Annotated in this window: 28 protein-coding genes, 1 tRNA gene and 1 pseudogene; 15 read left to right on the top strand and 15 right to left on the bottom strand. The window is 67.1% G+C overall.

Annotated features, from left to right (window positions below):
* A pseudogene (locus J0I42_RS16970) lies at window positions 1–122 on the top strand (xanthine phosphoribosyltransferase); the annotation flags it as partial.
* 65 nt (window positions 123–187) lie between these two features.
* Here the strand turns inward: J0I42_RS16970 and J0I42_RS16965 are convergent.
* Both J0I42_RS16965 and J0I42_RS16960 read right to left on the bottom strand, forming a co-directional pair.
* The gene (locus J0I42_RS16965; protein ID WP_291656452.1) at window positions 188–1081 is read right to left on the bottom strand and encodes a DMT family transporter; all 894 of its coding nucleotides are present in this window, start codon (window positions 1079–1081) and stop codon (window positions 188–190) included.
* Between the two features lie 143 nt (window positions 1082–1224).
* Complete coding sequence (locus tag J0I42_RS16960; protein ID WP_291656451.1) at window positions 1225–1818, bottom strand: DUF2239 family protein; 594 nt, start codon at window positions 1816–1818, stop codon at window positions 1225–1227.
* A 201-nt stretch (window positions 1819–2019) separates the two neighbouring features.
* Between J0I42_RS16960 and J0I42_RS16955 the strand changes: the two genes are divergently transcribed.
* The 3 genes from J0I42_RS16955 to J0I42_RS16945 all read left to right on the top strand — a co-directional run bounded on the left by J0I42_RS16955 (window position 2020) and on the right by J0I42_RS16945 (window position 4443).
* Complete coding sequence (locus J0I42_RS16955; protein ID WP_291656450.1) at window positions 2020–3585, top strand: AMP-binding protein; 1566 nt, start codon at window positions 2020–2022, stop codon at window positions 3583–3585.
* Between the two features lie 47 nt (window positions 3586–3632).
* Window positions 3633–4289 (top strand): DUF1190 domain-containing protein, encoded by a 657-nt coding sequence (locus J0I42_RS16950; RefSeq protein ID WP_291656449.1) that lies wholly within the window; start codon window positions 3633–3635, stop codon window positions 4287–4289.
* A gap of 67 nt (window positions 4290–4356) precedes the next feature.
* Window positions 4357–4443, top strand: a tRNA-Leu gene (locus tag J0I42_RS16945).
* A gap of 48 nt (window positions 4444–4491) precedes the next feature.
* On the opposite strand, the gene J0I42_RS16940 is transcribed toward J0I42_RS16945, so the two are convergent.
* Entirely contained in the window at window positions 4492–5139 is a 648-nt protein-coding gene (locus J0I42_RS16940) for a DUF938 domain-containing protein (protein WP_291656448.1), read from the bottom strand.
* 126 nt (window positions 5140–5265) lie between these two features.
* On the opposite strand from J0I42_RS16940, the gene J0I42_RS16935 reads away from it, so the two are divergent.
* Both J0I42_RS16935 and chrA read left to right on the top strand, forming a co-directional pair.
* Window positions 5266–6528 (top strand): hemolysin family protein, encoded by a 1263-nt coding sequence (locus tag J0I42_RS16935; RefSeq protein WP_366509841.1) that lies wholly within the window; start codon window positions 5266–5268, stop codon window positions 6526–6528.
* Window positions 6529–6534: 6 nt separating this feature from the next.
* Complete coding sequence (gene chrA / locus J0I42_RS16930) at window positions 6535–7923, top strand: chromate efflux transporter (protein ID WP_291656446.1); 1389 nt, start codon at window positions 6535–6537, stop codon at window positions 7921–7923.
* A gap of 3 nt (window positions 7924–7926) precedes the next feature.
* On the opposite strand, the gene J0I42_RS16925 is transcribed toward chrA, so the two are convergent.
* From J0I42_RS16925 to J0I42_RS16910, 4 genes are all read right to left on the bottom strand, one after another.
* Entirely contained in the window at window positions 7927–8241 is a 315-nt protein-coding gene (locus J0I42_RS16925; protein WP_291656445.1) for a hypothetical protein, read from the bottom strand.
* A gap of 71 nt (window positions 8242–8312) precedes the next feature.
* Window positions 8313–9494: an FAD-dependent monooxygenase gene (locus tag J0I42_RS16920; protein WP_291656443.1), complete on the bottom strand. Its 1182-nt coding sequence runs from the start codon at window positions 9492–9494 to the stop codon at window positions 8313–8315.
* An 84-nt stretch (window positions 9495–9578) separates the two neighbouring features.
* Window positions 9579–9830, bottom strand: a complete 252-nt coding sequence (locus tag J0I42_RS16915; protein ID WP_291656442.1) for a zinc-finger domain-containing protein — start codon at window positions 9828–9830, stop codon at window positions 9579–9581.
* 79 nt (window positions 9831–9909) lie between these two features.
* Complete coding sequence (locus J0I42_RS16910; protein ID WP_291656441.1) at window positions 9910–10869, bottom strand: heparan-alpha-glucosaminide N-acetyltransferase; 960 nt, start codon at window positions 10867–10869, stop codon at window positions 9910–9912.
* A gap of 124 nt (window positions 10870–10993) precedes the next feature.
* Between J0I42_RS16910 and J0I42_RS16905 the strand changes: the two genes are divergently transcribed.
* Window positions 10994–11761: an alpha/beta fold hydrolase gene (locus tag J0I42_RS16905; RefSeq protein WP_291656440.1), complete on the top strand. Its 768-nt coding sequence runs from the start codon at window positions 10994–10996 to the stop codon at window positions 11759–11761.
* Window positions 11762–11950: 189 nt separating this feature from the next.
* Window positions 11951–12799: a serine O-acetyltransferase gene (gene cysE, locus J0I42_RS16900; RefSeq protein ID WP_291656438.1), complete on the top strand. Its 849-nt coding sequence runs from the start codon at window positions 11951–11953 to the stop codon at window positions 12797–12799.
* Here cysE and J0I42_RS16895 read toward each other — a convergent pair.
* Complete coding sequence (locus J0I42_RS16895) at window positions 12790–13695, bottom strand: LysR substrate-binding domain-containing protein (RefSeq protein ID WP_291656437.1); 906 nt, start codon at window positions 13693–13695, stop codon at window positions 12790–12792. The two genes, cysE and J0I42_RS16895, sit on opposite strands and share 10 nt — an antisense overlap.
* Before the next feature lie 125 nt (window positions 13696–13820).
* Between J0I42_RS16895 and J0I42_RS16890 the strand changes: the two genes are divergently transcribed.
* The gene (locus J0I42_RS16890) at window positions 13821–15143 is read left to right on the top strand and encodes a serine hydroxymethyltransferase (RefSeq protein WP_291656435.1); all 1323 of its coding nucleotides are present in this window, start codon (window positions 13821–13823) and stop codon (window positions 15141–15143) included.
* On the opposite strand, the gene J0I42_RS16885 is transcribed toward J0I42_RS16890, so the two are convergent.
* Both J0I42_RS16885 and J0I42_RS16880 read right to left on the bottom strand, forming a co-directional pair.
* Window positions 15140–15478: a hypothetical protein gene (locus J0I42_RS16885; RefSeq protein ID WP_291656433.1), complete on the bottom strand. Its 339-nt coding sequence runs from the start codon at window positions 15476–15478 to the stop codon at window positions 15140–15142. The two genes, J0I42_RS16890 and J0I42_RS16885, sit on opposite strands and share 4 nt — an antisense overlap.
* Window positions 15479–15677: 199 nt before the next feature.
* Entirely contained in the window at window positions 15678–17054 is a 1377-nt protein-coding gene (locus J0I42_RS16880; RefSeq protein WP_291656431.1) for a serine hydrolase domain-containing protein, read from the bottom strand.
* 168 nt (window positions 17055–17222) lie between these two features.
* Between J0I42_RS16880 and J0I42_RS16875 the strand changes: the two genes are divergently transcribed.
* Window positions 17223–17435, top strand: coding sequence for a DUF3126 family protein (locus tag J0I42_RS16875; protein WP_149128549.1), 213 nt, complete (start codon window positions 17223–17225; stop codon window positions 17433–17435).
* Window positions 17436–17544: 109 nt separating this feature from the next.
* Here the strand turns inward: J0I42_RS16875 and J0I42_RS16870 are convergent, their stop codons facing one another.
* A complete protein-coding gene (locus tag J0I42_RS16870) occupies window positions 17545–18264 on the bottom strand; it encodes a hypothetical protein (protein WP_291656428.1) in 720 nt (239 codons plus the stop codon).
* 163 nt (window positions 18265–18427) lie between these two features.
* Between J0I42_RS16870 and J0I42_RS16865 the strand changes: the two genes are divergently transcribed.
* Window positions 18428–18754: a DUF6949 family protein gene (locus J0I42_RS16865; RefSeq protein ID WP_291656427.1), complete on the top strand. Its 327-nt coding sequence runs from the start codon at window positions 18428–18430 to the stop codon at window positions 18752–18754.
* Window positions 18755–18808: 54 nt separating this feature from the next.
* The gene (locus tag J0I42_RS16860; RefSeq protein WP_291656426.1) at window positions 18809–19339 is read left to right on the top strand and encodes a gamma carbonic anhydrase family protein; all 531 of its coding nucleotides are present in this window, start codon (window positions 18809–18811) and stop codon (window positions 19337–19339) included.
* 142 nt (window positions 19340–19481) lie between these two features.
* On the opposite strand, the gene J0I42_RS16855 is transcribed toward J0I42_RS16860, so the two are convergent.
* The gene (locus J0I42_RS16855) at window positions 19482–20117 is read right to left on the bottom strand and encodes a transglutaminase-like cysteine peptidase (protein ID WP_291656423.1); all 636 of its coding nucleotides are present in this window, start codon (window positions 20115–20117) and stop codon (window positions 19482–19484) included.
* 377 nt (window positions 20118–20494) lie between these two features.
* Between J0I42_RS16855 and J0I42_RS16850 the strand changes: the two genes are divergently transcribed.
* A complete protein-coding gene (locus J0I42_RS16850) occupies window positions 20495–21157 on the top strand; it encodes a glutathione S-transferase family protein (protein WP_291656422.1) in 663 nt (220 codons plus the stop codon).
* A 15-nt stretch (window positions 21158–21172) separates the two neighbouring features.
* Here J0I42_RS16850 and J0I42_RS16845 read toward each other — a convergent pair whose 3' ends face one another.
* Window positions 21173–21787, bottom strand: a complete 615-nt coding sequence (locus tag J0I42_RS16845; RefSeq protein ID WP_291656421.1) for a PilZ domain-containing protein — start codon at window positions 21785–21787, stop codon at window positions 21173–21175.
* A 61-nt stretch (window positions 21788–21848) separates the two neighbouring features.
* Window positions 21849–22418 carry a PAS domain-containing protein gene (locus J0I42_RS16840; RefSeq protein WP_291656419.1) on the bottom strand — a complete coding sequence of 190 codons (570 nt, stop codon included), beginning with the start codon at window positions 22416–22418 and terminating at the stop codon, window positions 21849–21851.
* A gap of 408 nt (window positions 22419–22826) precedes the next feature.
* Here J0I42_RS16840 and J0I42_RS16835 point away from each other — a divergent pair, with 408 nt between their 5' ends.
* Both J0I42_RS16835 and J0I42_RS16830 read left to right on the top strand, forming a co-directional pair.
* Complete coding sequence (locus tag J0I42_RS16835) at window positions 22827–23639, top strand: rhomboid family intramembrane serine protease (RefSeq protein WP_291656417.1); 813 nt, start codon at window positions 22827–22829, stop codon at window positions 23637–23639.
* 198 nt (window positions 23640–23837) lie between these two features.
* Window positions 23838–24269 (top strand): CBS domain-containing protein, encoded by a 432-nt coding sequence (locus J0I42_RS16830; protein WP_291656415.1) that lies wholly within the window; start codon window positions 23838–23840, stop codon window positions 24267–24269.
* Window positions 24270–24443: 174 nt separating this feature from the next.
* Here J0I42_RS16830 and J0I42_RS16825 read toward each other — a convergent pair whose 3' ends face one another.
* Window positions 24444–25421 carry a patatin-like phospholipase family protein gene (locus tag J0I42_RS16825; RefSeq protein WP_291656413.1) on the bottom strand — a complete coding sequence of 326 codons (978 nt, stop codon included), beginning with the start codon at window positions 25419–25421 and terminating at the stop codon, window positions 24444–24446.
* Window positions 25422–25454 lie beyond the last annotated feature (33 nt).

Here is a 25454-nt window from a genome sequence, read left to right as displayed (position 1 = left end):
CGGCCGGCCTGCCGACGGTCGATACCTTCATCACCGAGGTCAGCCAGGATACCTGGATCTATTTCCCCTGGGACCTCGGGCTCTCCTATGTCGAGCCGATCGCCAAGGGACACAAGGGCTGAGCTTCCTGTCCGGCGCGCTGGGACCGGGGCGCTCCTCAGGATGAGGGCTGCGGGTGTTGGACCGCTCAACCGGTAGACGGCGAGCGGAACGCGATCAGCATGCCAGCGACCACGATCGCCATCCCGACGAGTTCGGCAGGCGAGGGCGTCTCTGCGAGCAGCAGGGCGCTGGCGGTGGCCGTCGCGACCGGCACCAGCGGCAGGAACAGCGTCGCCTTGGCCGCGCCCAGCGTCGCGACCGAGCGGGCGTAGAGATAAAGCGCGACGACACCGACCAGGACGCCCTGGTAGAGCGCTTGCAGCAGCAGTTCGGCGAAGGGCACGCGCTCCATATGGATCGGCAATACCAGCGCCACCAGCACGAGCAACGGCACCGCGAGGATGCATGATGCGGCGGTGATCTCGAGCGAGCTTGCGCCCCAGCGCCGCGCGAGCAGGCCGAAGATCGACCACATGAAGGCGATCAGCACGAAAAGCAGGTCGCCGATCCAGGCATCGGGCCGCGACGGCGCCATGGCGAGCGCATCGCGCGAGAAGACGGCGATGCCCAGCACAATGATGCCGAGGCCGATGAGCCGCATCCGCCCGGCGCGTTCCCCGGTGACGAGAAAGATCAGCAGCGCCGTGAAAACCGGGATCAGGCCCGGCGAGATGATCGACGAATGCAGCGCAGGCGCGAAGGACGCCCCGGCGACGAGGATCAGGCTGTAGAGCGGTCCGATCAGCAGCGCCATCGCCCAGGCGCGCGGCCAGCCGAGCGAACCGACAGGAAAGGGGCGCATATGCTTCAGCGCCCAGGGCAGCAGCACGGCGGCCGCCGAGACGAAGCGCAGGATCGTGACATCGGCCGGCGTCAGATCGATCAGCATGGCGTGCCGCGAGACGACGGACTGGACGCCCCAGATGATCGCGGTGAGCAAGCCGCAGAGGATGCCGAGCCATTGTGCGCGGGAGGTCATGAAAAGGCGGCTTTCGGCAGGGCGGTGCAGGCGGCGTGATGTCGTGGCGCTGCTATGCCCTTGCTGTGTCCGGCCAGCAACCCGCCGCGGGAGCGATGCCGGAATGCTTCCGGGGCAGGCAGCCAGCCCGTCGGCGGATGCCTTCAGCCGTTCGCCCGGGCGCTGCCGGCCAGCAGCTTCTCCGCATGGTCGCGGATATCCTGCGGCCATGTCAGGCTGTGCTCGACGAAGCGTGCGTGGTCCCCGGCAAAAAGGGCACGCGAGGCTTCCTCGAAACCTTCGCGGTTGCCCGCCATCGTCGCGATGAAGGCATAGGCGCGTTCCTGCCCCATGCGCGCCTGGCTGCGGCCGCCATCGGCCTTGCGGGCGTCGTCGACGAGCCGCCGCAGGGCCTGCGAGGCGCCTCCCGGCTGCAGGGCCAGCCAGTCCCAGTGGCGCGGCAGCAAGGTCACCTCACGGGCAACGACGCCGAGCTTCGGCCGTCCCCGCCCACGCGGGGTATCGTAGGTTGCCGTTGCCGCGTCGCTGCCGAGGGGAGTGTAGCGGGCTGCGATCTCCGCATCGCTGCCACGCAGGTCGAGATCGACGACCTTGCCCGTCGCGTCGTCGAACACGAGGATCGTGGCTGTGGGGGCGGCCGCGATGGCGGCCTTCACGGTCAGCGCGACGGCGGCAAGCGGGCCGCTCGCGATGCGGGTGGTGTCGCGGAAGGCGGTGTGGGGCGTCGGCTCGGACATGGGGGCTCCCTTGGATCGGAGCTTATTATCCGGGCGAATTCATCGAAGCAATATGATCCGGGTATAATTTCTCTGCCCCCCATGCCGAAGCGACGTTTCATCCGCGAATGACGCTGACTGTGCGCCAGACCGGCTTTGAAACCGGAGCCGATCCCCCTAGTTTGATCGGCACAGGAAACGCCGACGGGAGACGCGCCGGACATGGCCGCCACCAGCTTCGATGCCGCGGGCGCGCGGATCACCATCTTTCGCGCGCTGCTGCAGACCATCGCCCGCCATGGCAAGGGCCGGATCGCGCTCGAAGACCCGGAACGCCAGCCGATCACCTATGGCCGGCTCGTGCTCGGCGCGCTGGTGCTGGGGCGCAAGCTCGCGGCGCTGACGGAGCCGAAGGAGCAGGTCGGTGTGCTCCTGCCGAACATGCAGGGGATGGCGGTGACGCTGTTCTCGCTCTTCGCCTATGGAAGGGTGCCGGCGCTGCTGAACTTCACGGCCGGCGTCCGGAACCTGCGCGCGGCGGCCGATCTGGCTCAGCTCAAGACCATCGTCACCTCGCGCCGCTTCGTCGACCAGGGCAAGCTCGACGACGAGATCGCGGCCTTGGGCGAAGGGCGGCGCATCGTCTATCTGGAAGACGTCCGCAAGCAGATCACCAGCTTCGACAAGGCGCTCGGTGCCTTGCAGAGTCTGGCGCCGGGGTTCGTCCATCGCGCTCATGAGACGCAGCCTGACAACACCGCGGTGATCCTGTTCACTTCGGGCACCGAGGGCAAGCCGAAGGGCGTGGCGCTGAGCCATGCCAATATCGTCTCGAATGCCAGACAGGTCTTCGCCCATGCCGCCGGCGCGATCTCCGAGCACGATGTCTTCATGAACCCGTTGCCGGCGTTCCATTCCTTCGGGCTGACGGCCGGGCTGATGGTGCCGCTGCTGCATGGCATGAAGGTCGTGCTCTATCCGAGCCCGCTGCATTACAAGCAGGTACCGAAGCTGATCGGGGACATGAAGGCGACCTTCCTGCTCGCGACCGATACCTTCCTGCAGGGGTACGCTCGCGCAGCGGAGAAGAACGATCTCGGCAGCGTGCGCTATGTCGTGGCCGGAGCCGAGCGCGTGAAGGCCGAGACCAAGCGGATGTGGGAGCCCTATGGCACCACGATCCTCGAAGGCTATGGCTGCACCGAGTGCTCGCCGGTGCTGGCCGTCAATACGCCTGCTGCGATGCAAGAGGGCACGGTCGGCAAGCTCCTGCCCGGCATCGAGGCGAGGCTGGAGCCGGTCGAGGGCATCCATGAGGGCGGGCGGCTCACCGTGCGCGGGCCGAATGTGATGGCGGGCTATCTCGATCCCGATCGGCCGGGCCGCATCATCCCGCCCGAGGGCGGCTGGCATGATACCGGCGACATCGTCGTGATCGAGAACGGTTTCGTCGCGATCCGCGGCCGGGCCAAGCGATTCGCCAAGCTCGGCGGCGAGATGGTTTCGCTGGCGGCGGTCGAGACCATGGTCGCCAAGGTCTGGCCGGGCCAGAACCATGTCGTCGTTGCCTTGCCCGACGCGCGCAAGGGCGAGCAGCTCGTCCTCGTCACCGAGACGCCCGATGCCGATCGGGCCGCGCTGCAGGAGGCCGCGAAGGCGCAAGGTTTCCCGGAGCTGTGGGTGCCGCGCGCGATCCTCGTGACGCAGGCCATTCCCGTGCTCGGCAACGGCAAGATCGACTATGGCTCGACACGAGAGCTTGCGGCTTCGCGGCGATCGCTCCTGTGAGTTCGGCTCGCTGCCTTGTGGCCACAATCGTCATTCTATTACGCCGCATGATGATTCCGGGTTCCGCTCTGGCGCTGCTGCGCGTCGCCGCTCTTGCTCCCGCCCTGTCGCTGACGGGGCCTTCCGATCTCGCCGCGCAGGCGCAAGCTGCGCTCTATGTTCGTCGCGACGAGTGCATCGAGGCTGGCAAGCTGACGGCTGAGCAATGCGAATTCGCCTATCGCAATGCCCGCGCCGAGTTCGAGCAAGCCGCACCGCGCTATGGCTCGCGCGCGGCCTGCGAGCGCAGCCACAAGCGCTGCGGCGCACAGATGATCTCGGCCGGCGGCTGGGAATCCTTCGGAAAGGGCGGCGCGAGCTATGTGCCGCGCTTCATCGGCGTGCGCGTCACCGGTGAAGGCGCAGCGCGCCGGGCGGTGCCGGTGGTCGAAGGTACGGCCAGGGTCGCCTTTGCCGGACGGCCAGTGACGGAATTGCAGGACAAGGTCGCCGGGCGGCGCGGCATCATCGGACAGGCCAGCAGCGCCGGGCGCGGCGCGCATGGCCAGGCCGGGCAGGGCTCTGCCCCCTATATCAAGCGCGGAGACCGGGACGACACGGTACGCGTGCCGATGGAGGAGAAGGCGATCGGCGCGGATGTGAAGCCCGGGCTCTATGTCGATCCCGATGGGGTCGAATGGTACAAGCCCGCCCGCCGGCACTAGACGCTCCGCCGCTGGCGCATCCCCAGGCTTGCGCCAGCTGCGCCCGCCCGCTATCGCTGTGCGGCTCGCGGACGTGGCGAAACTGGTAGACGCACGAGACTTAAAATCTTGCGCCTTCAAAGGCTTGCGGGTTCGAGTCCCGCCGTCCGCACCATCTCCGGAGCTGTGATTCTCCGTTTGGAGACGACAGGCTGCCCGGCAGTCAGTTCTTCCTGAAGATCACGCTGAGATTGTTCGCGGGCATCTCGACGATCGCAGGTGCGCCGAAGCCGTTGGCGGCGCCGAGCTCTGCAACGGCATCGAGCTCGCGCAGGCCCCAGGCGTCGTCGCGGCTGCGCAGGCTTTCGTCGAAGGCGGCATTGCCGGGTTCGAGCGGCCGGCCCGGCCGGCGATAGGGGCCGTAAAGATAGAGCGGTTGCCCTTGCTTCAGGAGGCGACCTGCCTGCCGGAACAACCCTTCGGCCGCCGCCCAAGGCGCGATATGGATCATGTTGATGCAGAGGATCGCATCGATGGCTCCGACCGGCCAGTCAGGTGCGGTGGCGTCGACGACCAGCGGCGCGAGGACGTTGCCGAGACCCGAGTCCCGGGTCCAGGCGGCGATGCTCGCCACTGCGTCGGGCGAAGGATCGCTCGGCTGGAACGTCAGGCCTGGCAGGGCTGCGGCGAAGTGCACGGCATGCTCGCCGGAGCCGGAGGCGATCTCCAGCACGCGCCCGGATGGCGGCAGCACGTCGCGCAGGACGAGCAGAATCGCATCGCGGTTGCGCTGGGCCGAGGGCGCGCGCAGGCGCGCGTCGGCATCCGCCTGCGCATCGGCGACCGGTTGCCAGAAGCTGGGCTTGCTCATCATCCGCTCACGAATCTTTCGCCGGCCCCATCGCGTTGGGGCGACGATCCGTTATAAGGGGGCAGGAAGCGGGTCGCCAGATGTCGCGGCTACGCAGCAAGCAGGCTGGTTTTGTTAACCGAAATCCTGATCGTCGTGGCGCTGACGATCGTCAATGGACTCCTCGCCATGTCGGAACTCGCCGTGGTTTCGTCACGCCCGGCGCGCCTCAAGGTTCTCAGCGATCAAGGCAGCAAGGGCGCCACGACGGCGATGCGCCTCGCGGAAGATCCCGGTCGCTTTCTCTCCACTGTCCAGATCGGCATCACGCTCGTCGGCGTGCTCTCGGGCGCCTTCTCCGGCGCCACGCTCGGCGCGCGCCTGTCCGAATGGCTGGGCACGCAGGGTTTCTCGCAATCGATGTCGGACACGCTTGGCGTCGGTATCGTCGTCGTCGCCATCACCTATCTGTCGCTGATCCTCGGCGAACTCGTCCCGAAGCAGATCGCGCTGCGCGATCCGGAGCGGGTCGCGGCGCGGGTCGCGCCGGTGATGGCGCTGCTCTCCAAGGTCGGCGCGCCGCTGGTGTTCCTGCTCGATATCTCGGGCAAGGCCGTCCTGCGCGTGCTCGGCCAGAAAGGCGAGTCGGAAGAGAGGGTCACCGAGGAGGAGGTGCGCACCATCATCGCCGAGGCAGAGACCGCCGGCGTGCTGGAGCGCGACGAGCGCGAGATGATCGCTGGCGTGATGCGCCTTGCAGATCGCTCGGCCCGGGCATTGATGACGCCGCGCCGCGAGGTCGAGGTTGTCGATCTCGAGGACAGCGCCGAGGAAATCCGCGAGCAATTGCGTGCGACGCGGCGCTCCCGACTTCCGGTGCAGGACGGCGAGGCGGATTCGATCATTGGCGTGATCGTGGTCAAGGACCTGATCGAGTTCCTTCAGGCCGGCGATACGCAGGAGCTGCGCGCACTGGTGCAGGAGACGCCGATCGTGATGGACACGGCCGACTCGCTGCATGTTCTGCGCGAGATCCGTTCCAGCCGCGTGCATATGGCACTGGTCTTCGACGAGTACGGCCATTTCGAAGGTATCATCACGCCTGGCGACGTGCTGGAGGCGATCATCGGCGCCTTCCAGGAGGAGGAAGAGGACGAGCCGGCGATCGTGACGCGTGCCGACGGCTCCTATCTCGTCGCGGGCTGGATGCAGGTCGACGAATTCTCGCATGAGCTGGGCATTCCGATTCCACGCGATGCCGACTTCCAGACGGTTGCCGGCTTCATACTGGCCGAGATGAACCATCTGCCGAATGTCGGCGAGAGCTTCGACAAGGGGCACTGGCGCTTCGAGGTCGTCGATCTCGACGGCCGTCGCATCGACAAGATCCTGGTCAGCCGGATCGAGTGAGGTCGCATGGCGCGGGAGCTGGAGCCATCGGCGCCGCGCCTGCCGACGCTGGGCGAGGCGACGCGCATCTGGGCGCGGATCGGCTTTCTGTCCTTCGGCGGGCCGGCGGGTCAGATCGCGCTGATGCACAAGGAACTGGTCGAGGAGCGTCGCTGGATCGGCGAGGACCGCTTCCTGCATGCGCTGAACTACTGCATGCTCCTGCCCGGCCCGGAGGCGCAGCAACTCGCCGTCTATATCGGCTGGCTGATGCACCGGACCATCGGGGGGCTCATCGCCGGCCTGCTGTTCGTCCTGCCCGGGGCGCTGGTGATGCTCGGTCTCAGCATCCTCTATGTCACCTGGCGCCATGTTCCGCTGATCGACGGCATCTTCTTCGGCGTGAAGGCGGCCGTGCTCGCCATCGTCATAGAGGCGGGCTTGCGGATCAGCCGCCGGGCGCTGAAGACCGGCGCGATGGTCGGCGTCGCCGTCGCGGCCTTCGCCGGCATCTTCCTGTTCAAGCTGCCGTTTCCGCTGATCGTTCTGCTGGCGGGGCTCGCTGGCTGGTTCGGCGATCGCATCCGGCCCGGCTGGTTCGCGAAGACGGGCGCAGGCAGCGCAGCGGGCAGTGCGGGCATGGCGGACGAGGGTTTGCTCGACCGCCTGCTCGCGCGGGGAGAACTCGATCATGTCAGGCCTTCGTGGAGGCGGGCGGCGGGCGTGCTCGCCGCCTGGCTGCCGCTCTGGCTCGGGCCGGTCGCCCTGTTCTGGCTGGCGGCGGGATCGGGCAGCGTCTGGACGCAGATCGGCGGCTTCTTCAGCGCGATGGCGGTGGTGACTTTCGGTGGCGCCTATGCGGCACTGGCCTATGTCGCACAGGCGGCGGTGGAGGGATTCGGCTGGCTTGCGCCGGGCGAGATGCTCGACGGGCTGGGCCTGGCCGAGACGACACCGGGGCCGCTCATCCTCGTGCTCGAATTCGTCGGCTTCCTCGCTGCTTTTCGTGCGCCGGGTAGTCTGCCGCCCCTCGCCGCCGGCGGGTTGGGGGCGCTGCTGACGGTCTGGGTGACCTTCGCACCGTGTTTCCTCTGGATTTTTCTGGGTGCGTCCTATGTCGAGGCCTTGCGCGGCAACCGGGCGATTTCAGCCGCGCTCGGAGCGATCACAGCGGCTGTGGTCGGTGTCATCGCCAATCTCGCGCTCTGGTTCGGCTTGCATGTCCTCTTTCGCGAGGTCGTCAGCCTGTCCTTCTTCGGTATGAGCCCGGAGGTGCCGGTCCTGACCACGCTGGACTGGCGCGCGGCCCTGCTTGCGGCTGGCGCGGCCATCGCATTGCTGCGCTTCAAGCTCGGCATGGTGCTGGTTCTGGCGGCCTGTGCGGCGGCCGGCATCGTCCTGAAGGGCGGGTTCTGAGCTTCAGCGCCGCGGCTCGTCCGGCTCGACGATGCGGTATTCGGCATCGATGATCTCAACGCGATCCGGCTGGCGCGGCTGGTTGGCGAACGGATTGGCGGGGTCGATGCCCGCCGCCTTCAGCTTGGCCTTCAGGCGCCAGACCGCGATCGCACCAACGACGAGCACGACCGGGATCAGGATGAGCGCGAGGCTCGCGGCCAGCACGAAAAGCGCGACACCGACGATGAGGCTCGCCGCCATGGCGAGCCAAGCCTGCCAGCGCGGCATGGCGCGGGCGCGGCCGTTGAGCTGTTCGTAGAGATTGACGCGGATCATCTGGTGTCGGTCCCTTCCTCCGGCACAGAGATAGGGAGCGATTGCGGCTTTGACGAGGTCGGGCCGCCAGTTTAGGCCGCATCCTGCCAGTCGTAGAGCCAGCCATAGCGGTCGCGCAGGCCCGTCGGACCCAGACGCTTCAGTGCGAAGTCGCGGGCGATGCTGAGTGGCCAGCCCATGTGGTAGTTGCGGCCGTTGCTCCGGCTCTCCTCCTGCACGCGGGCGACGCGCTGGGCGCGAGCGGCAGCATAGGCGGCGAAGGCCATGGGCACGCCGGCGGCGCCCTCGCGACCGAGCGTCTCCGCGAGCAGGCGGGCGAGCACCGTGGCATCCTCGATAGCGAGCGAAGCGCCCTGCGCGAGGAAAGGCAGGATCGGGTGGGCAGCATCGCCGAGCAGCGCGATCCGCTCCTTGGCCATGGCGGCCGGCTTGCGGTCGAACAGCGACCAGACCTGCCAGCCGTCGGCGGCGCCGGTGAGACCGCGCAGGGCCGGGGAGGCGCCGGCGAGATGTTCGGTCACGATGGTGCGGTCGCCCTCGCGGGACCAGCCCTCGCGCGCTTCCCTCGCCTGCCTAACGACGACGATGTTGATTTCGCGGCCGCCGGCGACGGGATAGTGCACCGCATGGCGACCGGAGCCCATATGCAGCGTCACGCGGGGCTTGTCGTCGGCCCGGGCCGGCACCACGGCGCGCCAGGCCTCGTAGCCGGTGAAGACCGGCGGCGAGTCATCGCCGGTGAGATCACGGACGCGCGACCACAGACCGTCGGCGCCGATCAGCCCGAGAGCGGAGAGCGTCCCGCCGATTCCGTCGCGTGCGGCGAGCCCGACCGTGACGCCACTCCCATCCGGGCTGACATCCTGCACGCTGCGGCCGACCATCAGGCGAATGTTCGGCATGGCGCGGACGGCGTCGAGCAGCACGGTATGGAGGTCGTTGCGCTTCATCATGCGGAACGGCGTCGGCATGCGCTCGGGGCTGGAGGGCATCTCCAGCACCGGCGAGCCATCGGTCCAGCGCCGGACCATCAACCCGTGCGAGGTGACGCTGATGCGCTTCAGCGGCAAGGCGAGATCGAGCGCATCGAGCACGCGGCCGGAATTGGAGGTGATCTGCAGGCCGGCGCCCAGTTCGCCGAATCCGGTGCGCTTCTCGACGACGGTCGCGGCGATGCCGCGCCGCGCCAGCGACAGGGCCATGGTCAGGCCGCCGATGCCGGCGCCGGCGATGACGAAATGAGGAGCGGACACGGGATAAGCGCCTTCGATGATGGTGCTGGAAGACGAGGCACGGGGGCCCTCAGTACCCGTGCCGCCGGCAGACCCTGTTCAGCCTCAGGCGGCCTTGACCGAATCCGTATAGGCGCATTCCGGCGGGATGCAGGCGGCGCCCGTCAGCGACGGCTCGTATTTGAACAGCGTCGAGCAATAGGGGCAGATGATTTCATGGTCCGCGCCCATGTCGAGGAAGACATGCGGATGGTCGAAGGGCGGCTTGGCGCCGATGCACATGAACTCGTGCGCTCCGACCTGAATCACGGGTACGCCGGGGTCGTTGTGAAAATGCGGGATGCCGGTCGCGGCCATGGTCGTCGCTCTTCGAAAGGCTGGAATTCGGCCGCAACCTATCGCGTGAACCCGCCCGACGCCAGTGCGCTATTTCGCATCAGCGTCCGTCGCGCAGGCAGGCCTGGGCGAGCTCGGTCATGCGGGCGCTTTCCTGCGGAGAGAGGAGGTTGTCCAGCGCCTTCTGCCAGAGCTGCTCGCGCTTGAGCCGGTCGATGGTGCAGGCGCAGACCGCCTTGCAGACTTGCTCAGGCACGTTCGGGCCGGCGCAGCTGCGCTGGCATTCGGTCCGGAAGGCGCGCTCCTCCGGTGAGGGCGGGGCGATGATCTGCGTCGACAGCATCAGTGCGCCGATGAAGAGCGGCTGGTGGACCAGATAGACCAGCAGGCTGTGACGCCCACCCCAGGCGACGATTCGGGAAACCTTGTCGCCGGGCCGCCAGCCGGCGAGCGCTGTGCCGGTGAGGCGCGGCAGAACGAGGCGCGCGAGCACGATGCCGCTCAGCGCGCAACCGAACCAAGGAAAGACAGGCACGAAGTCGGCGGTCTGAATGGGCGCCTGCGAGAAGCCGAGCCAAACCGCCCAGGGCTGGTCGAGCAGCGGATGGGCGATGAAGGAGGGGAGAGCGAAGGCGAGCACCGCTGCCAGTGCGACGATGATGAGTGGCAGGCGCAGGAAGGGCAGAGCGAGCACGCTAGCAACCGCGACATGGTGCAGGATGCCGAAGAAAATGAAATCGCCGGGCATGAACCGCCAGGTTCCGAGCGTGACCAGGGCGGCTGCGCCCGCGACCATGGCGAGACGCTTCAGATACGCCGCGTGGTCGAGCCCCTTGCGCGTTGCGAGGACGAGGCTGAACCCGACGATGGTCAGGAAGGTGCCGGCAATGCCGCGTGCGAATAATCGCCAGCCCGGTTCGGCGACGATATCGGTCTCGATGAGCCTGAACATCGAGAGGTCATAGGCGAAATGGTAGACGAACATGGCCAGCAGCGCGACGCCGCGGGCGATGTCGACGATGGCGAGGCGTGACGATTCGCGGGGCGCGGGCTGGGTCATGCGGCCATCGTTCATCATGGCGGGAGCTCATAAGCAAGCCGCACCTTGGCGGGTATCCAAAGACGTCGGGGCATGGCAGGGAGGGATGATATCCCGCCCGTCCAGACCGGACTCAGGTATTGGCATGCAGAGCTTTTCTTCCGATGGCGTGAAGATCGCCTTCATCGACATGGCACCGACCAGCGATGTGCCGAAGCACCGCACCGTCGTGCTCGTCCACGGCTTCGCCTCCTCGCACATGATCAATTGGGTCAATACCCAGTGGACGAAGACGCTGACCCATGCCGGTTATCGCGTCGTCGCACTCGACGATCGCGGCCATGGCCAGAGCGAGAAGCTCTACGACCCGGAAGCCTATTCCTCGCAGGTCATGGCCGAGGACGTGCGCCGGCTGATGGACCATCTCGACATCCCGCGCGCCGCGGTGATGGGCTATTCGATGGGCGCCCGCATCTCGGCGCATCTGGCGCTGGCGCATCCGCGCCGGCTCGACGCCTTGCTGCTCGGGGGGCTCGGCATCCATCTGGTCGAGGGCGTCGGGCTGCCGCTCGGCATCGCCGATGCGATGGAGGCGCCGTCGCTCGATGTCCTGACCGATCCGATGCAGCGCATGTTCCGTGCCTTCGCCGAGCAGACCAAGAGCGATCTGAAGGCGCTGGCCGCCTGCATCCGCGGGTCGCGTCAGACCCTGACGGCCGAGCAGGTGGGGCAGATTTCAATGCCGACCCTGATCAGCGTGGGAACAAAGGACGATGTGTCCGGCTCCGGCCCGGATCTGGCGAAGCTCATTCCCGGCGCGGAGGCCTTCGACATCGTCGGGCGCGATCATAACCTCGCGGTCGGCGACAAGAGCCACAAGCAGGCCGTTCTCGACTTCCTCGCGCGTTTGTGAGAACCTTCACAATGAAGAGAGGCAGTTCGGAAAAGCGGGCGACGCCAATGTGTTGTCGAATTTCCCTGAAATTCTGATTCCGCTGCCTCGCTTTTCGATTCAATTTCGGTTCGGCATGAGCTTTTGATGCGGGCGCCTGCTTCGGGCTAGGCTGTCCTTCCGTCGAACCACCCTTTTCGGAGAATGACCATGCCGTCAGGGCGCTCCGCCGTGGAAGCACGCGGCTTTGCCACCGGGCTCGATCGGGTCGATCCTGTCTGGTCCCGCCTGCGGACGGAGGCAGAAGCCGCCGTCGCCGCCGAACCGGCGCTCGGCACGCTGATCGTCGCTTCCGTGCTCAACCAGCCGAGTTTCGAGGCCGCCGTCGCCCATCGCGTGGCGGCACGGCTCGGCCACCCCGCCGTGACGGCGGACCTGATCGAGCAGGGCTTCGCCGAGGCAATGGCCAGCGACGAGACGATCGGCGCCGGGATGCGCGCCGACGTGATGGCGGTGCTCGACCGCGACCCGGCCTGCTACCGCGTGCTGGAGCCGGTGCTGTTCTTCAAGGGCTTCCACGCGCTGCAATGCCACCGCCTGGCGCATTGGCTCTGGAAGCGCGACCGGCGCGACTTCGCGCTCTACCTGCAGGCGCGCGCCTCCGAGGTGTTCCAGACGGACATCAACCCGGCGGCGCGGATCGGCAAGGGTATCTTCCTCGACCATGCGACGGGCTTGGTCGTCGGCGAGACCGCCGTCATCGAGGACGACGTCTCGATGCTGCACAGCGTCACGCTGGGCGGCACCGGCAAGCAGGGCGGCGATCGTCATCCGAAGATCCGCAAGGGCGTGCTGATCGGCGCGGGCGCCAAGATCCTCGGCAATATCGAGGTCGGCCAATGCAGCCGCATCGCGGCGGGGTCCGTCGTGCTCCAGCCCGTGCCACGCAACAAGACCGTTGCGGGCGTCCCGGCCAAGGTGGTCGGGGAGGCCGGCTGTGCCGAGCCGTCACGCTCGATGGATCAGACGCTGACCGGGGATTGCGGCGCCTATATCTGAGCCTCGCGGCTTGTCGATGAGGCGAGCCACTCCATGATTTCGGCCCGGCGCGAATGCGCGCCGGCAGCCGTCGCCGTCGCGAGTGTCAGCCGGTCCGGGGTTGGCATGGCTTGCGGGAAGGGCGTGACCAGCCTGCCCGTTGCAAGATGGGGGCCCACGAGGCTTGTCCGCCCCATCAGGACGCCGGAGCCCGACAGGCAGGCGTCCAGCGCGAGGCTGTAGAGGGAGAAAGCCGGGCCGCGATTCGGGTCGATCTTCGCGCCGGGTGCGGCGAAGGCGAGCCAGCGCATCCAGTCGCTGCGCCAGACCGCGTCATGCAGCAGCGTCTGCGTGGCCAGATCGGCCGGTGCCGTGAGCTTCGTCGCGAGAGATGGGGCGCAGACCGGCGTGATCGAGTCGTCTCCGAGCTGCAGCCCGCCGCCGCTCGGCGTGTTCCCCCGATAGAACAGCGAGAGATCGTATGGATCGCGCTGCGGATCGGGCGGTTCTTCCATCGCCGAGATCGAAATCTGCAAATCAGGAAACGCCGTCTGTAACGCCGGCAGGCGCGGCGAGAGCCAGAGCTGGGCGATGCAGGGCAGGGCGGCGATGGCGAGCGGTCGATGTGGCTGGGCTTCGCGCAATGCCTGCACCGCCTGCCCAAGCATGTCGAAGCCGCGGGTCAGGCGCGGCAGGGCCTCGCGCGCCGCATCGGTCAAGGCGACGCCCTGCGGCAGGCGGCGGAAGACCGCGAATCCCAGGGTCGCTTCGAGCTGCCTGATCTGCTGGGTGATGGCGCCGGCCGTGACGCCGATCTCGTCGGCGGCCTTGGCGAAGCTTTCCAGGCGCGCGGCCGCTTCGAAGGCACGCAGCGCATTGAGTGCAGGCAGGCGTGGGCGCGGCGGCTTGACCGGCAAGGGGAGGCTCCAGGTCGAGGCTGAGAATTCCTCAGTCTGCGAGCGATGAATACTCGTTTGCCCACCGGCCGGCAAACCGCTGTTATGGCGGCAACGGGGTATTGGTCGGTCGGGAGATGAGTGACATGACGGCACTGGGCAGGCGCGATTGGGTTCCGCAGGCGAGCGAGGACTATGTGCTCAAGGTGGCCGGCGAAACGGCGAGCCAGCCGCTCGACGCGATCGCGGCGCGGATCGATGCGCTCGCGACCGAGAACCGGGCGATCCACGAGCGTGACTGCGTCAATCTCAATCCCGCCACCAATGTCATGAACCCGAAAGCCGAGGCGCTGCTCTCGGCGGGGATCGGGGTGCGACCCTCGCTCGGCTATCCCGGCGACAAATACGAGATGGGGCTGGAGGCGATCGAGCAGATTGAGATCATCGCCGCGGAGCTCGCGGCCGAGGTGTTCGGCGCCAAATATGCCGAAATCCGCGTGCCCTCCGGTGCCATCGCGAATCTCTACGCCTTCATGGTCGCGGCCAAGGCGGGCGATTGCATCATCGCGCCGCCGGGCGAGATCGGCGGGCATGTCACCCATCACGGCGCGGGCGCGGCCGGGCTCTACGGCATCGTCACGCATCCTGCGCCGATCGATCCGGTCCGTTATACCGTCGATGTCGAGAAGCTTCGCGCCGATGCGCTGCGCCTCAAGCCGAAGCTGATCTCGATCGGCGGCAGCCTCAACCTGTTCCCGCATCCGATCCGCGAGATCCGGGCCATCGCCGACGAGGTCGGCGCGATCGTGCTGTTCGATGCGGCGCATATGTCCGGCATGATCGCCGGCCATGGCTGGCAGCAGCCGCTGGAGGAGGGCGCCCATCTGATGACGATGAGCACCTACAAGAGCCTCGGCGGGCCGCCTTCCGGCCTGATCGTGACCAACGATGCCACGATCGCCAGAAAGCTCGACGCCATCGCCTATCCCGGCCTCACTGCCAATTTCGACGCGGCGAAATCGGCCTCGCTCGCCGTCTCGTTGCTCGACTGGAAGGCGCATGGCCGTGCCTATGCGCAGGAAATGGCCAATACGGCGAAGGCGCTGGCCGAGGCGCTCGGCGAGCGGCAGGTGCCGGTCTTCGCGCGCGACCGGGGCATGACGACCTCTCACCAGTTCGCGATCGAGGCGGCCGGCTATGGCGGCGGGCAGGCGGCGGCTAGGAAGCTCCGGGCGGTCAACATCCTATCCTGCGGCATCGGCCTGCCGTTGCCGGCGGTCGAGGGCGACGTGAATGGCCTCAGGCTCGGCACGCCGGAGATCGTCCGCTTCGGCATGACGGCGGCGGATATGCCGGAGCTCGCGGGCTATATCGCCGAGGGGCTGAATGGCTCGCGCCCGGTCGAGGCGGTGGCGAAGGATGTCACCGCCTTCCGAGGCCGGTTCCGCAGCCTGCATTTCATGCGTTAGGAATCGTTGCCCGGCGCGAAGAAGCAGAGCAGTTCGCCTGAGTCGTCGATGCAGAGATGCCAGCGGCCATCCGGCGATTGCCTGGCTTTGTCCTGCGGGATTTCGAGCCGGAGCGGCTGCTTGCGCTCGCTCGACCACATGGGGTGCTTGCCGGGCGCGATCGTGACGACGAAGCCGCCGGTGACCTCGCGCACGGCTTCCGCCTCGATCTGGGCGCAGTCGGAATCGAGGCAGCAATAGAACGGATAATCCCAGCCGCTCGGAGCCTGATGGGCGTGCGCGATCGTCGCTCCCGAGAACAGGACAGCAGCGATCATCGAGGCAAGAACACGCATCGGCCAGCCCTCGAACGAGAGGCTGCGACCGGAAGGCGGCGAATGCGTGGCGGACGATCCCAGCCGTCATCCCGGGCGACCGCAGGGAGACCCCGGATCCATGTCGGATCTCTTCCGAAGAAGGTTCTGACATGGATCCCGGATCTCCGCTTCGCTGCGTCCGGGATGACCCGTGGTTCTCTCGAGAGGCCGGGTTGCCTTAGCCCTTGGCTCCATCGCCGTAACGCTCTTCCATCTCCGCGCGCATGGCGTCCGCGCCGAGCAGGCGCGATCCGGCCATCCTGACCGAGCGAACCTTCGCCCTGTCCCGCTCCAGCGCGACGGTCTCGCCGGGGCTGTGGAAGCCGGACGCGCGGATGATGCGGCCCTGATCGGGGGCTTCGACCGCGATCTCCGCGGCATCGAGGAAAGGCATGGGCAGGGCCGGTGCGGCGCAGAGCACGCGATCCGCGACGGGAACGAGATCGGTCGCGCCCCAGATCGTCCACCAGCGTCCCGTCCAGTCGCGCGTCTCGGGCGACGGGACGCCGCGCTCGGCGAAGGTCTTCAGGATATGAGCGACGCCGTCGAGCCAGGGATGGGCGAGCCCGTCGATCGCGTTGGTCAGGACCGAGATCGTCAGATCCTGCTTCGGGAAGATCGCGGTGCGGGTGATGAAGCCCTGGAAGCCGCCGGAATGGCCGACCCAGCGCCAGTCGCCCTCGCCGCCTGAAATCGTGCCGAGGCCGTAATGGCGGCCGAGGCTGGTCTCGTCGTCCGGCCAGAGTCGGCGCGTCATCTCGCGGCGACTCCGGGCGGAGAGGATACTGCGCTCGGCGTTCGGCGAAAGCTGCGCGAAATAGCGCGCAACATCCGCGGCGGTCGCGACGAAGCCCGCGGCGGAGACCATGGCATGGCCGGGATTGTCGGCCGGAATGACGACCCGCCGGCCAAGCAGCTGCCTGCCGCTATGGCCTCTTGCCATCGGCCGATGTCCCCAGAGTTCGATATCGGCCTTGGTCTCGGTGAGACCGACCTTGGAGACGACCTCGTCCGTGATCCATTCGCTGTAGCTCTGGCCGGTCACGGCCTCGACGACGAGGCCGAGCAGGGCAAAACCGTGATTCGAGTATTTGAAGCGCTGCGAACCGGGAAAGACCGGAGGCTTTGCGAGATCGGCAAGCAGTTCCGCCTTGCTGCAATAGGGCTTTCGGTCGAGGAACTGGCCGGCATCGGGACCGTCGCGGGTCAGGCCGGCACTGTTCGACAGCACCTGGCCGATCGTGACCCGGGCGATCTCCGGATGCAGCCCGTCGATCAGGCCTCCGACCTCGTCATCGAGCCTCAGGCGTCCCTGCTCGACGAGGCGCAGGATGCCGGCCGAGGTGAAGCTCTTGGAATGCGAGGCGATGCGGAAGCCATGGCGCGGCGTCAGCGCTTCGCCTGTGGCGAGGTTCGCGCTGCCGAAAGCGGCTTCCAGCACGATCTCATCACCGTCGGCGACCGCGACCGCGCAGCCCGGCTGGTCATGATGGCTGCGCTGGAAATCGAGCCAAGACGCGACATAGTCGAGGGCGGGAGCAAGCCACGGCTTCATGATCTCAGGTCCATCACGGTTCCGGAAGTCTGTGAGCATGGCACGATTCCGCCGGGTGCCGACAACCACCGGATGGATGAGGCCTGCCATGTCCGCAGCGGCTGCTTTCGCTTGCCCTTCCCCGTCTGCCGTGGCATCGCTCCCGGCCAATCGAAAGGACCCAGGACCGTGGACAAGAAAGAACTCGCCAAGCTCGAAGCCTATCTGCGCCGCACCTTCAACAACCACGCGATCAGCGTGCGCGCCCGGATGAAGAAGACCGATTCGGCCGAGGTCTATCTGGGCGAGGAGTTCATCGGCATCATCCATGTCGACGACGAGGATGGCGACCGCTCCTTCAACTTCACCATGGCGATCCTCGACGTCGATCTCGAGGATTGAGGGCAGGCGCCGTCACGCTCGGGCTCGACCCGGGCATCTTGAGACGGTGAGGCCTCCGTGCCTTCCTCCGCCGGGATTCTCGGGTCAAGCCCGAGAATGACGTTCAATCCTAGCGGGTCAGCCCGTCGAGCGTTCGCCTGACGCCGCCGAGCATCACTGCCCAGTCGGCGATGATGGCGCGGGGGAAGCGGATGTTCACGTCCATGCCGCGATGCTGGAAGGTGATGCGGCAGGGCTCTTCGAGCCCGGCGCCGGTCTCGATCGGGCAGCGCGCCGCAAAACCCTTGCCGTCAGGGACGGAGACGTAGAACTCGTCATTCTCGAAGGGCGAGCCCTTGCGGAAGCCGCGCACCACGAGGCCGCCGGGGTTCGACCAGACCGTCGGCGTCAGGAAGCGGGCATAGGTCGCGAGCTGCCGGGCCGGCTCGTTCACCCGGTTGGGCGGGCTCAGCGTGATCAGTAGCCGCTTGCGGTTCTCCGGCTGGGCCGGGCCGAGGCTCGGCCAGTCCAGGCGCAGGCGGACCATGCCGACGAGCCGGCTCGTGTCGCCATCATCATCGATGCCGGTGAGATCCTTCGGGATCATCAGGGCGACATCGCCGACACGGGCCGGCTGCGGCGCGGTGGCCGGTTCGTCCCCGCGATGGGTGAGGTAGACGGCGAGGGCCGTCCCCAGAACGCCCGCCGTCAGGATCAGCAGCATCGCCTTCAGAAGCGCGCCGTCCGCGCGCGGGAGCGGTGCGGCCTGCCGCTGCAGGCGCATGCGCACCATCGACGTGATGTGGGCGGCCTGGTGGCCCGGCCGATGATAGGGCAGCGATGCGGTCATTCCGGAGCCTTGCAATCAAGTTGCAAACACTGAATCACCGGCGGCTTAATGCTGCGTAAACCATGACGGCGCCGATACGGTTAACCATCGGTTAAATCTCCGCTTCACAGTTCGTAAACCATGCGACAGGCTCGGGTGTCGCCTTGGTCGAGAGTTCGCGTTCGTGACCATCCAGCCTTCCGCCGTCGAGGCGCTGCAGTCCCTGTTCCTCGGCTTCGCCTTCGCCGGACTTCTGGCGAGCGCATTCGAGCTGTTCACGGCGCAGCGGGCCGATTTCAAGCTTCTGCAGGCCGGCGGGGTCGCTGCTGTCGCCAGCGTGCCGGTGGTAGTCTTCAGCGCGCCGTTCCTGATCCTGCGCAATATCGTGAACGGCCGGGTATCGGACGGACGGCCGTTCTCGTTCGTCATGTTTGCAAGCATGACCGCGGCGATCTGGAGCCTGATCTCGGGGCGCGTCGTGCTCGATCTGCTGCATCTGCTCGGAGCTTGACGGCAGGCGCCGCCCGCCTGCAATCCTGAGGGCTCGAACCGTCAGGACAAGCCGATGCCTCTCTATGCGCTCGATGGAACAAGGCCCGAAACCGCGAAGGCGGGAGAGTGGTGGCTCGCGCCCGATGCGCATGTCATTGGCAGGGTCCGGCTGGCGGCCGGGGTCGGAATCTGGTTCGGCGCGGTGCTGCGCGGCGACAACGAGTGGATCGCGATCGGCGAGGGCAGCAATATCCAGGAAGGCTGCGTGCTCCATACCGACATGGGTTACCCGCTGACGATCGGTGCGAATTGCACGATCGGCCACCGCGCCATCCTGCATGGCTGCACGATCGGCGAGAACAGCCTTGTCGGCATGGGCGCGACCGTCCTCAACGGTGCCAAGATCGGCCGCAACAGCCTCGTCGGCGCCAATGCGCTGGTGACGGAAGGCAAGGAATTTCCCGACAACTCGCTGATTGTCGGTTCGCCGGCCCGTGCGATCCGGACCCTCGACGACAAGGCGGCGGCGAGGATCGCCGCCTCGGCGCAGGGCTATGTTCAACGCTGGCGGCAGTTTGCGGCCGGGCTCGAACGGCTGGATTGAAGTTCAAAAAAGGTGGGCCGGCTTTCCGTGAAGGAAAGCCGGCCCCTGGCGAAACCCGATCCTTGGGGACGGGTGGGTGGGGACGTGACCGAGCCTCGCCGTCCTTATGCCCGCAGCCGGCTTGTGGCTGCGGAGGTCTTCATCAACGCTGCACCGAGGCAACCGTCGGGGTCTGCGCGCCGCCGAGCGAGGTCCAGCCCGTGCGGTACTGGGACTCGCGCTTGACGTAGACGTAGCCGGTCTGGCTCCAGGGCAGGATCGCGTTGCGCTTGTTGTCGAGGATGAAATCGCCGCGATTGGTGCGGATCATCAGAACGGCATGGCCGGCGTTCTCCTCGTCGATCACCACGGTGACCAGCATGGCGCGGCGCGGCAGGCCGGCTTCGGCCAGGCGCTTGCGCTTCAGGAGCACATAATCCTCGCAATCGCCCTTGCCGTCCGTTGGGATGTCCCAGCGGTCGACGACGCCCCAGTGATCCTCGTCGGTGACGGCCTCGATCTCGCGGTTGACCGTGTTGTTGACGCCGACGATCGTCTTCCAGAGCTTGCCGTTCAGTTCGATCCGCTCGACCTCGCGGGTGTCGACGCGGCATTCGGACGGCGTGCGCTTGCAGAAGTCCGTCCAGGCATAGGGTGCGCGCGCATCGCCGGATGCTTCGGCCGGGAGGCTTGCGACGGGAATGCCGGCGGCGCCTTGCGCCTGAGCCATGCCTGCGCCGGTCAAGACGACCATGGCGGCGAGAGCGGTACCAATCAGATTGCGATGGAGTGAGAGCATGTCGTCCCCTTTCTGTCCCGGGGAGACGATGCGCGGCAGCGAATGGATTCAGGCTGAAATGGAAACGTACAAATTTATGTATTCGGCCTCCGAGGCCGCCAAGTAACGATCAGGATCAACCTTGTTCAAAGCCGGAAGTAACGATTTGCGTCGAACTTAAAACAAATCAGTAACCATTAATTCTTTGTTGTGCTGCAACGGTCGATTAACCTACGCACCCGTTAACGCGCCGGTGGCGTGTGCAGGTTCGGGGCCGGGCGTGGTTTTCCGGCCTTTTCCGTACCGTGTCGCCCTTCACGAGGCCGCCGTGAGGTGGAACGCGGGCTGGCGATCAGGGATTGTTCAGGGATGTGCGTGTGTCGGAAAGGGCCGTCGCGATGAGCGGACTGACGATCTGGAGCTATGACTGGGTGCCAGAAGGCCCGCGCGGCTTCGTGCGCGACCTAAGGCTGCGCTGGGCCTGCGAGGAGGCGGGCCTCGCCTATGAGGTCCGCACCATCCCTTTCGACGGGCGCGAGACCAATCACCTTTCGCGCCAGCCTTTCGGCCAGATCCCGTTCCTCGATGACGGGGAGGTGAAGCTGTTCGAGAGCGGGGCAGGGTTGCTGCATCTGGCGCGGAAGAGCGAGCGGCTGATGCCCGTCGATCCGGTGGGAGAGGCGGAAACGCTGCAATGGATGCTGGCCGCGCTCAACTCGATCGAGATGGTTTCCGTGCCCTGGTGGTTCCTGACCGTGACCGGGGCGCAGGACAATCAGCTCACGGACTGGATGCGCGTGCGCCTCGGTCAGCTCGAGCAGGTGCTGAGGGAGCGGGAATGGCTCGCGGGGGGCCGCTTTACCGCCGCGGACCTGCTGATGGCCGACGTGCTGCGTGTCGAGAGGGTCCGGGCCTTCGGTGACCGGCCCGCAAGCGAGGCCTATGTTGCCCGTATCACCGATCGTCCGGCCTTCAGGAAGGCCCTCACCGACCAGATCGCCCTGTTCCGGGCAGCCGATGCGAAGCGGTGCGCTGCGAGCCGACGTCCGGGAGAAGCCTGAAAGCCAGAGGTTGCTTCAGAGTTCCAGGTTCTCGTCGAGCAGGTCGGCCGAGAGCGGGAAGCGGAACTCGGCGGCGTAGCCACCGTCGAAGCGGCGTACGACGCGGGCCGGCGTGGTGCCGAGCCGAACCGGCGTGTTGATCGGCAGGTCGAGCTCGCTGGAGAACGCCGCGCCCGAGAGCGAGATGTCGATGACGCGGACGATGTGCTCCGCACCGTCCTCCATCACGAGCACCGAACGCGGATTGCGCGGCACGATGCGCTCGTGGCGGCGATCCTCGGGCAGGCCAAGCTCCTCGCGATTGGCGAGCCAGGTCAGTTGCGCCGTGAATTTCTCGCGCTTGCGGCTGGTCGCGGTGATGGTCATCGCGAAGCCTTCGGCCGTGGTGCGCACGCAGGCGCCCTCGATGCGGCCGAGATGTTCGAGATAGACGATGACGCGCTCGCCGGGCTTGGCCTTGGCCGGCGCCGCAAGATGGACGCCGCCGGGCGAGATATCGATCGTCTGGCAGGGGTATTCCATGCGGTTCGGCAGCATGTAGCGGCCCAACAACACCACTTTCATACGGAAATGCCGCCTGCGCTCAGCAGGGTAGGCAGCCGTACGGGGCGTTTTAAGGGCGTTCAGCATCAATACCCGACCTAGATTCCCCAGCGATCCTAGGCGGGTGTCGGTTAACGTATCGTTCCGATCATGCCCGCCCGCCCGGTAGTACCACGAGACGGGGTGGTGCGGCACGGCGGGGAGCGACGGGTGGGCGTGCGGCTGCCGCGGGCCAGAGCATCCTGAGCGAGATCATTCGCATCGATTCGATGGTGTCGAGGCCGAGCCAGTCCGGCGACAGGGCAGGGGAGAGCGCGCCGAGCACGCGGGCATGGGTGCGCCCCCGGTAGCGCAGCGGCAGCAGCAGCAGCTCGAGATAGATCGGTGTGCCGGTCATCGACTTGCCGGAGAGGCCGGCGACGGCGCCGGCGCTCTCATCCATCACGGTCTGGACGAGGCGGCGCATATCGGCCTGGGCCTCCACATCGGCCCAGAGCGCCGTAAAGGCACGGCCGCGCAGCTCTTGGCCGATCAGGGCGCAGAGCCGCGTCCCAGCGAGCCGGAAGACCGGGCCGATCGGCTCGTTCTCCAGAACGAAGGTATCGGCGAGGGCATGCCGCAGGGCGCCGGGCTCGATCTCGCCGCGCTCCGGCGCGGCCCGCTCGCCGCGCAGCCCGTCCCAATATTCGAAAACCAGACGTGTGCTCGCGTTCTTCATCCTGTGCCCATATTCGCCTCTGTCTCTCCCTGGAGCGGGCCGGCGTCCGAAGACGACGCGAAACCGTTCGAAAGGAGGACGAATCAATCTCCTGGAAGACCGCTGACGCATTCGCCGTGCCGTCTTGCCACCGTCGCCTGAGTCGGGGGAGGCGGCAGGGGCGTTAGGGTTAATCAAGTCTTGCGATTGTGGATGATCGTTAAAATGCGCATGAATTGCTCCGGAAATTGCGGATGCGGGCAGCATGCCAGCCAGAGGTGGAGGGGGGCGTGAGCCAGCCGCCCGGCACGACCGGGCGGCCTCACAGCCGGCGAAAAAGGGGACGGCGCGAGCTGCTCCCCTTTTTCGTTGAGTCGCGGTGGCCTGGTGCTTGCGCCGTGACGGTGCTTCGGCAAGTGTGTCGGCCGCATGGCTTCCCACGATCCTTCCCTGCCGCGGCGCGAACCCGTCTTCAACCTGCCTTCCGCCGTCGTCTGGCTGCTGGCGGCCCTGACCCTGATCCAGGCCGGCCGCTCGCTGCTGTCGGACTATGACGATTACGTGCTGATGTCCTGGCTCGCCTTCGTGCCGGCGCGCCTGACGCTCTGGCTAACGCCGGGGCGGATCGACGATGTCGTCGGTGCGATGGCGCAAGTCACCGCAGGGCAGGACGTGGCCGAGCGGCTCCAGCTCGTCAGGCTGCTGCTGGCCGATGGCGGGGTGCGGCTCTGGACCGTCCTGACCTACGGCTTCCTGCACGGCTCCTGGCTGCATCTCGTCTCCAACGCGGTATGGCTCGCGGCTTTCGGCAGCCCCGTCGCCCGGAGGCTCGGGTCGGGGCGCTTTCTCAACCTCATGGCGCTGGCAACGATCGGCGGCGCGCTGCTGCACTGGTGGTCGCGGGATCTCGACGTGCTGCCGCTCGTCGGTGCATCTGCCGGCATCTCGGGGGCGACCGCGGCAGCGATCCGCTTCGTCTTCGCGCCGGGTCTGCGCTTCGGAGAGCTGGGCGACGATGCGGTCGTGCGCGCGATTCCGGCCGAGCCGCTCGGGCAGCTCTGGCGCAATTCGCGCGCGCTACTGTTCATCGCGATCTGGTTCGTGACGAACATCCTGTTCGGTGCCGGGCTGGTCCCGATCTTCGGCGAGGAGACCAGTATCGCCTGGGAGGCCCATATCGGGGGGTTCGTCGTTGGACTCCTGCTGTTCCCCCTGTTGGATCGGGGCCGCCAGGCGCGCTGAACGGCGGGTGTCGCGCGGGCGCCCGCGGGCTCTCCAGAATCGCTTCTGAAACCTTGCCTGTGCCAAGGTCTTCGCTCACACTCGCTTCATTGCGAAGCACTTCCCGAGCCGGCCCGGCATGAAGAGTTTTGCCGACCCTCGCGGAGTTCCAGCGAAACCGCGCGCCGGCGACGGCGCGCCTGCGAGGAGGGACTGTCCATGAATGTCGAGCAGTTGCTGAGCGGCAAGGGGCACGATGTGGTCTCGGTGCAGCCGCATCGCACGCTGACCGAGGCGATCCGGACCCTCAGCGAAAAACGCATCGGCGCCGTCGCGGTGATGGGCGCGGACGGAGCGCTGGTGGGCATCCTGTCCGAGCGCGACATCATCCGGGCACTCGGCGAGCTGGGAGCTGGCGCGCTGGAGAGTGCGGTCTCGCGCTCGATGACCTCGAAGGTCGTGACCTGCAGGCCCCAGACCAGCGTCGACGAGTTGATGGAAATCATGACGACCGGCCGTTTCCGCCATGTTCCCGTCGTCGAGAACGGACGGGTCACCGGAATCGTCTCGATCGGCGACGTCGTGAAGCATCGGGTCGCCGCGATCGAGGCCGAGAGCCAGGCGATGCGCGACTACATCGCGATGGCGTGACGGAGAGCGCCGCATCCTGACCGAAACGCAGGGCATCCCGGACGCCGCGAAGCGAAGATCCGGGATGCGCGCCTGAACGTCGATCGGCAGGGCTCGTGCATGGGACCCGGCCCCGGCCGGGGATGACCGCGCTTCTGCGCTGGGGCGAGCCCGCTTCCGCCTTGCCGCAGGGCGTCAGCTTTCCGGCGCGATATGATTGGCGGCAACGAGAGCGGCGATGTCTTCGAGCGACCGCTGTGCCGCCTGCCGCCCGAGTTCGATCGTCTCGCCGGCACGGTGGAAATCGAACAGGCCGATGCGGCCGAGCTTCGGACCGATCATCACGTCGGGCGGGTCGCCCGCCAGCCTCGAGCGCGAGATGCGGTCCTGCGTGATGTTGAATGCGTCGATCATCACGCCGGCAAGGCCCGGGCGGTTCTCCGTCGGACGACCGACGATGTTGCGGACACGCTTGGCGGCGCCGCTGATTCCATCATACCAGCGTGGCTCGGGCTGGATGCGCAACTCCGGGACGAGCGGATCGGGGTCGGAGCTCTGGTCCTGGATGGTGGTGCCGCGGCCGGTGAGATCGCTGTTGAGGTTGACGCAGATGACGACATCGGCCCCGAGCGCCCGCGCCGCCGTGACGGGAACCGGATTGACCAGCGCGCCGTCCATCAGCCAGCGTCCGCCGAGCTTCACCGGATCGAATATGCCGGGCAGGGCGTAGGACGCGGTCAGCGCCTCGACCAGCGGGCCATGGGTCAGCCAGATTTCGTGGCCGAATCCGAGTTCGGTCGCGACGGCGACGAAACGGCGATCGAGATCCTCGATCCGGATGCCGTTCAGATGCTGTTCGAGCAGCCGCTTCAGGCGGCCGCCGGCTATCAACCCGGCACCCCCGATATGGAAATCCATCAGGCCGACGATGCGGCGTTTGGTCATGCTGGTGGCGAATTCGGTGAGCTCGGGCAATTTTCCGGCGGCGAGGCAGCCGCCGACGACGGCGCCGATCGACGTTCCGGCAATGACATCGGGGGCAAAGCCTGCCTCGATCAGCACTTCGAGTGCGCCGATATGGGCCCACCCGCGCGCCGCGCCGCCGCCGAGCGCGAGGCCGATCTTCGGCCTGATCAGTGCCGGCTGCCTGTCGACCGGGCGCATATCGTTCATTGCGGCACCACCTCCGCCGAGACCAAAGGCTCG

It is taken from the genome of Allobosea sp., from assembly GCF_017308015.1.
In the GTDB taxonomy this organism is placed as follows: domain Bacteria; phylum Pseudomonadota; class Alphaproteobacteria; order Rhizobiales; family Beijerinckiaceae; genus Allobosea.
This window is presented reverse-complemented; position numbering and strand designations above follow the sequence as displayed.

Bases quoted from the DNA above. Each gene is read 5' to 3' on its own strand.
- J0I42_RS16965 (WP_291656452.1), bottom strand. From the start codon at position 1,081: ATGACCTCCCGCGCACAATGGCTCGGCATCCTCTGCGGCTTGCTCACC.
- J0I42_RS16960 (WP_291656451.1), bottom strand. From the start codon at position 1,818: ATGTCCGAGCCGACGCCCCACACCGCCTTCCGCGACACCACCCGCATC.
- J0I42_RS16955 (WP_291656450.1), top strand. From the start codon at position 2,020: ATGGCCGCCACCAGCTTCGATGCCGCGGGCGCGCGGATCACCATCTTT.
- J0I42_RS16950 (WP_291656449.1), top strand. From the start codon at position 3,633: ATGATGATTCCGGGTTCCGCTCTGGCGCTGCTGCGCGTCGCCGCTCTT.
- J0I42_RS16940 (WP_291656448.1), bottom strand. From the start codon at position 5,139: ATGAGCAAGCCCAGCTTCTGGCAACCGGTCGCCGATGCGCAGGCGGAT.
- chrA (WP_291656446.1), top strand. From the start codon at position 6,535: ATGGCGCGGGAGCTGGAGCCATCGGCGCCGCGCCTGCCGACGCTGGGC.
- J0I42_RS16925 (WP_291656445.1), bottom strand. From the start codon at position 8,241: ATGATCCGCGTCAATCTCTACGAACAGCTCAACGGCCGCGCCCGCGCC.
- J0I42_RS16915 (WP_291656442.1), bottom strand. From the start codon at position 9,830: ATGGCCGCGACCGGCATCCCGCATTTTCACAACGACCCCGGCGTACCC.
- J0I42_RS16910 (WP_291656441.1), bottom strand. From the start codon at position 10,869: ATGACCCAGCCCGCGCCCCGCGAATCGTCACGCCTCGCCATCGTCGAC.
- J0I42_RS16905 (WP_291656440.1), top strand. From the start codon at position 10,994: ATGCAGAGCTTTTCTTCCGATGGCGTGAAGATCGCCTTCATCGACATG.
- cysE (WP_291656438.1), top strand. From the start codon at position 11,951: ATGCCGTCAGGGCGCTCCGCCGTGGAAGCACGCGGCTTTGCCACCGGG.
- J0I42_RS16890 (WP_291656435.1), top strand. From the start codon at position 13,821: ATGACGGCACTGGGCAGGCGCGATTGGGTTCCGCAGGCGAGCGAGGAC.
- J0I42_RS16885 (WP_291656433.1), bottom strand. From the start codon at position 15,478: ATGCGTGTTCTTGCCTCGATGATCGCTGCTGTCCTGTTCTCGGGAGCG.
- J0I42_RS16880 (WP_291656431.1), bottom strand. From the start codon at position 17,054: ATGAAGCCGTGGCTTGCTCCCGCCCTCGACTATGTCGCGTCTTGGCTC.
- J0I42_RS16870 (WP_291656428.1), bottom strand. From the start codon at position 18,264: ATGACCGCATCGCTGCCCTATCATCGGCCGGGCCACCAGGCCGCCCAC.
- J0I42_RS16860 (WP_291656426.1), top strand. From the start codon at position 18,809: ATGCCTCTCTATGCGCTCGATGGAACAAGGCCCGAAACCGCGAAGGCG.
- J0I42_RS16855 (WP_291656423.1), bottom strand. From the start codon at position 20,117: ATGCTCTCACTCCATCGCAATCTGATTGGTACCGCTCTCGCCGCCATG.
- J0I42_RS16850 (WP_291656422.1), top strand. From the start codon at position 20,495: ATGAGCGGACTGACGATCTGGAGCTATGACTGGGTGCCAGAAGGCCCG.
- J0I42_RS16845 (WP_291656421.1), bottom strand. From the start codon at position 21,787: ATGCTGAACGCCCTTAAAACGCCCCGTACGGCTGCCTACCCTGCTGAG.
- J0I42_RS16840 (WP_291656419.1), bottom strand. From the start codon at position 22,418: ATGAAGAACGCGAGCACACGTCTGGTTTTCGAATATTGGGACGGGCTG.
- J0I42_RS16835 (WP_291656417.1), top strand. From the start codon at position 22,827: ATGGCTTCCCACGATCCTTCCCTGCCGCGGCGCGAACCCGTCTTCAAC.
- J0I42_RS16830 (WP_291656415.1), top strand. From the start codon at position 23,838: ATGAATGTCGAGCAGTTGCTGAGCGGCAAGGGGCACGATGTGGTCTCG.
- J0I42_RS16825 (WP_291656413.1), bottom strand. From the start codon at position 25,421: ATGAACGATATGCGCCCGGTCGACAGGCAGCCGGCACTGATCAGGCCG.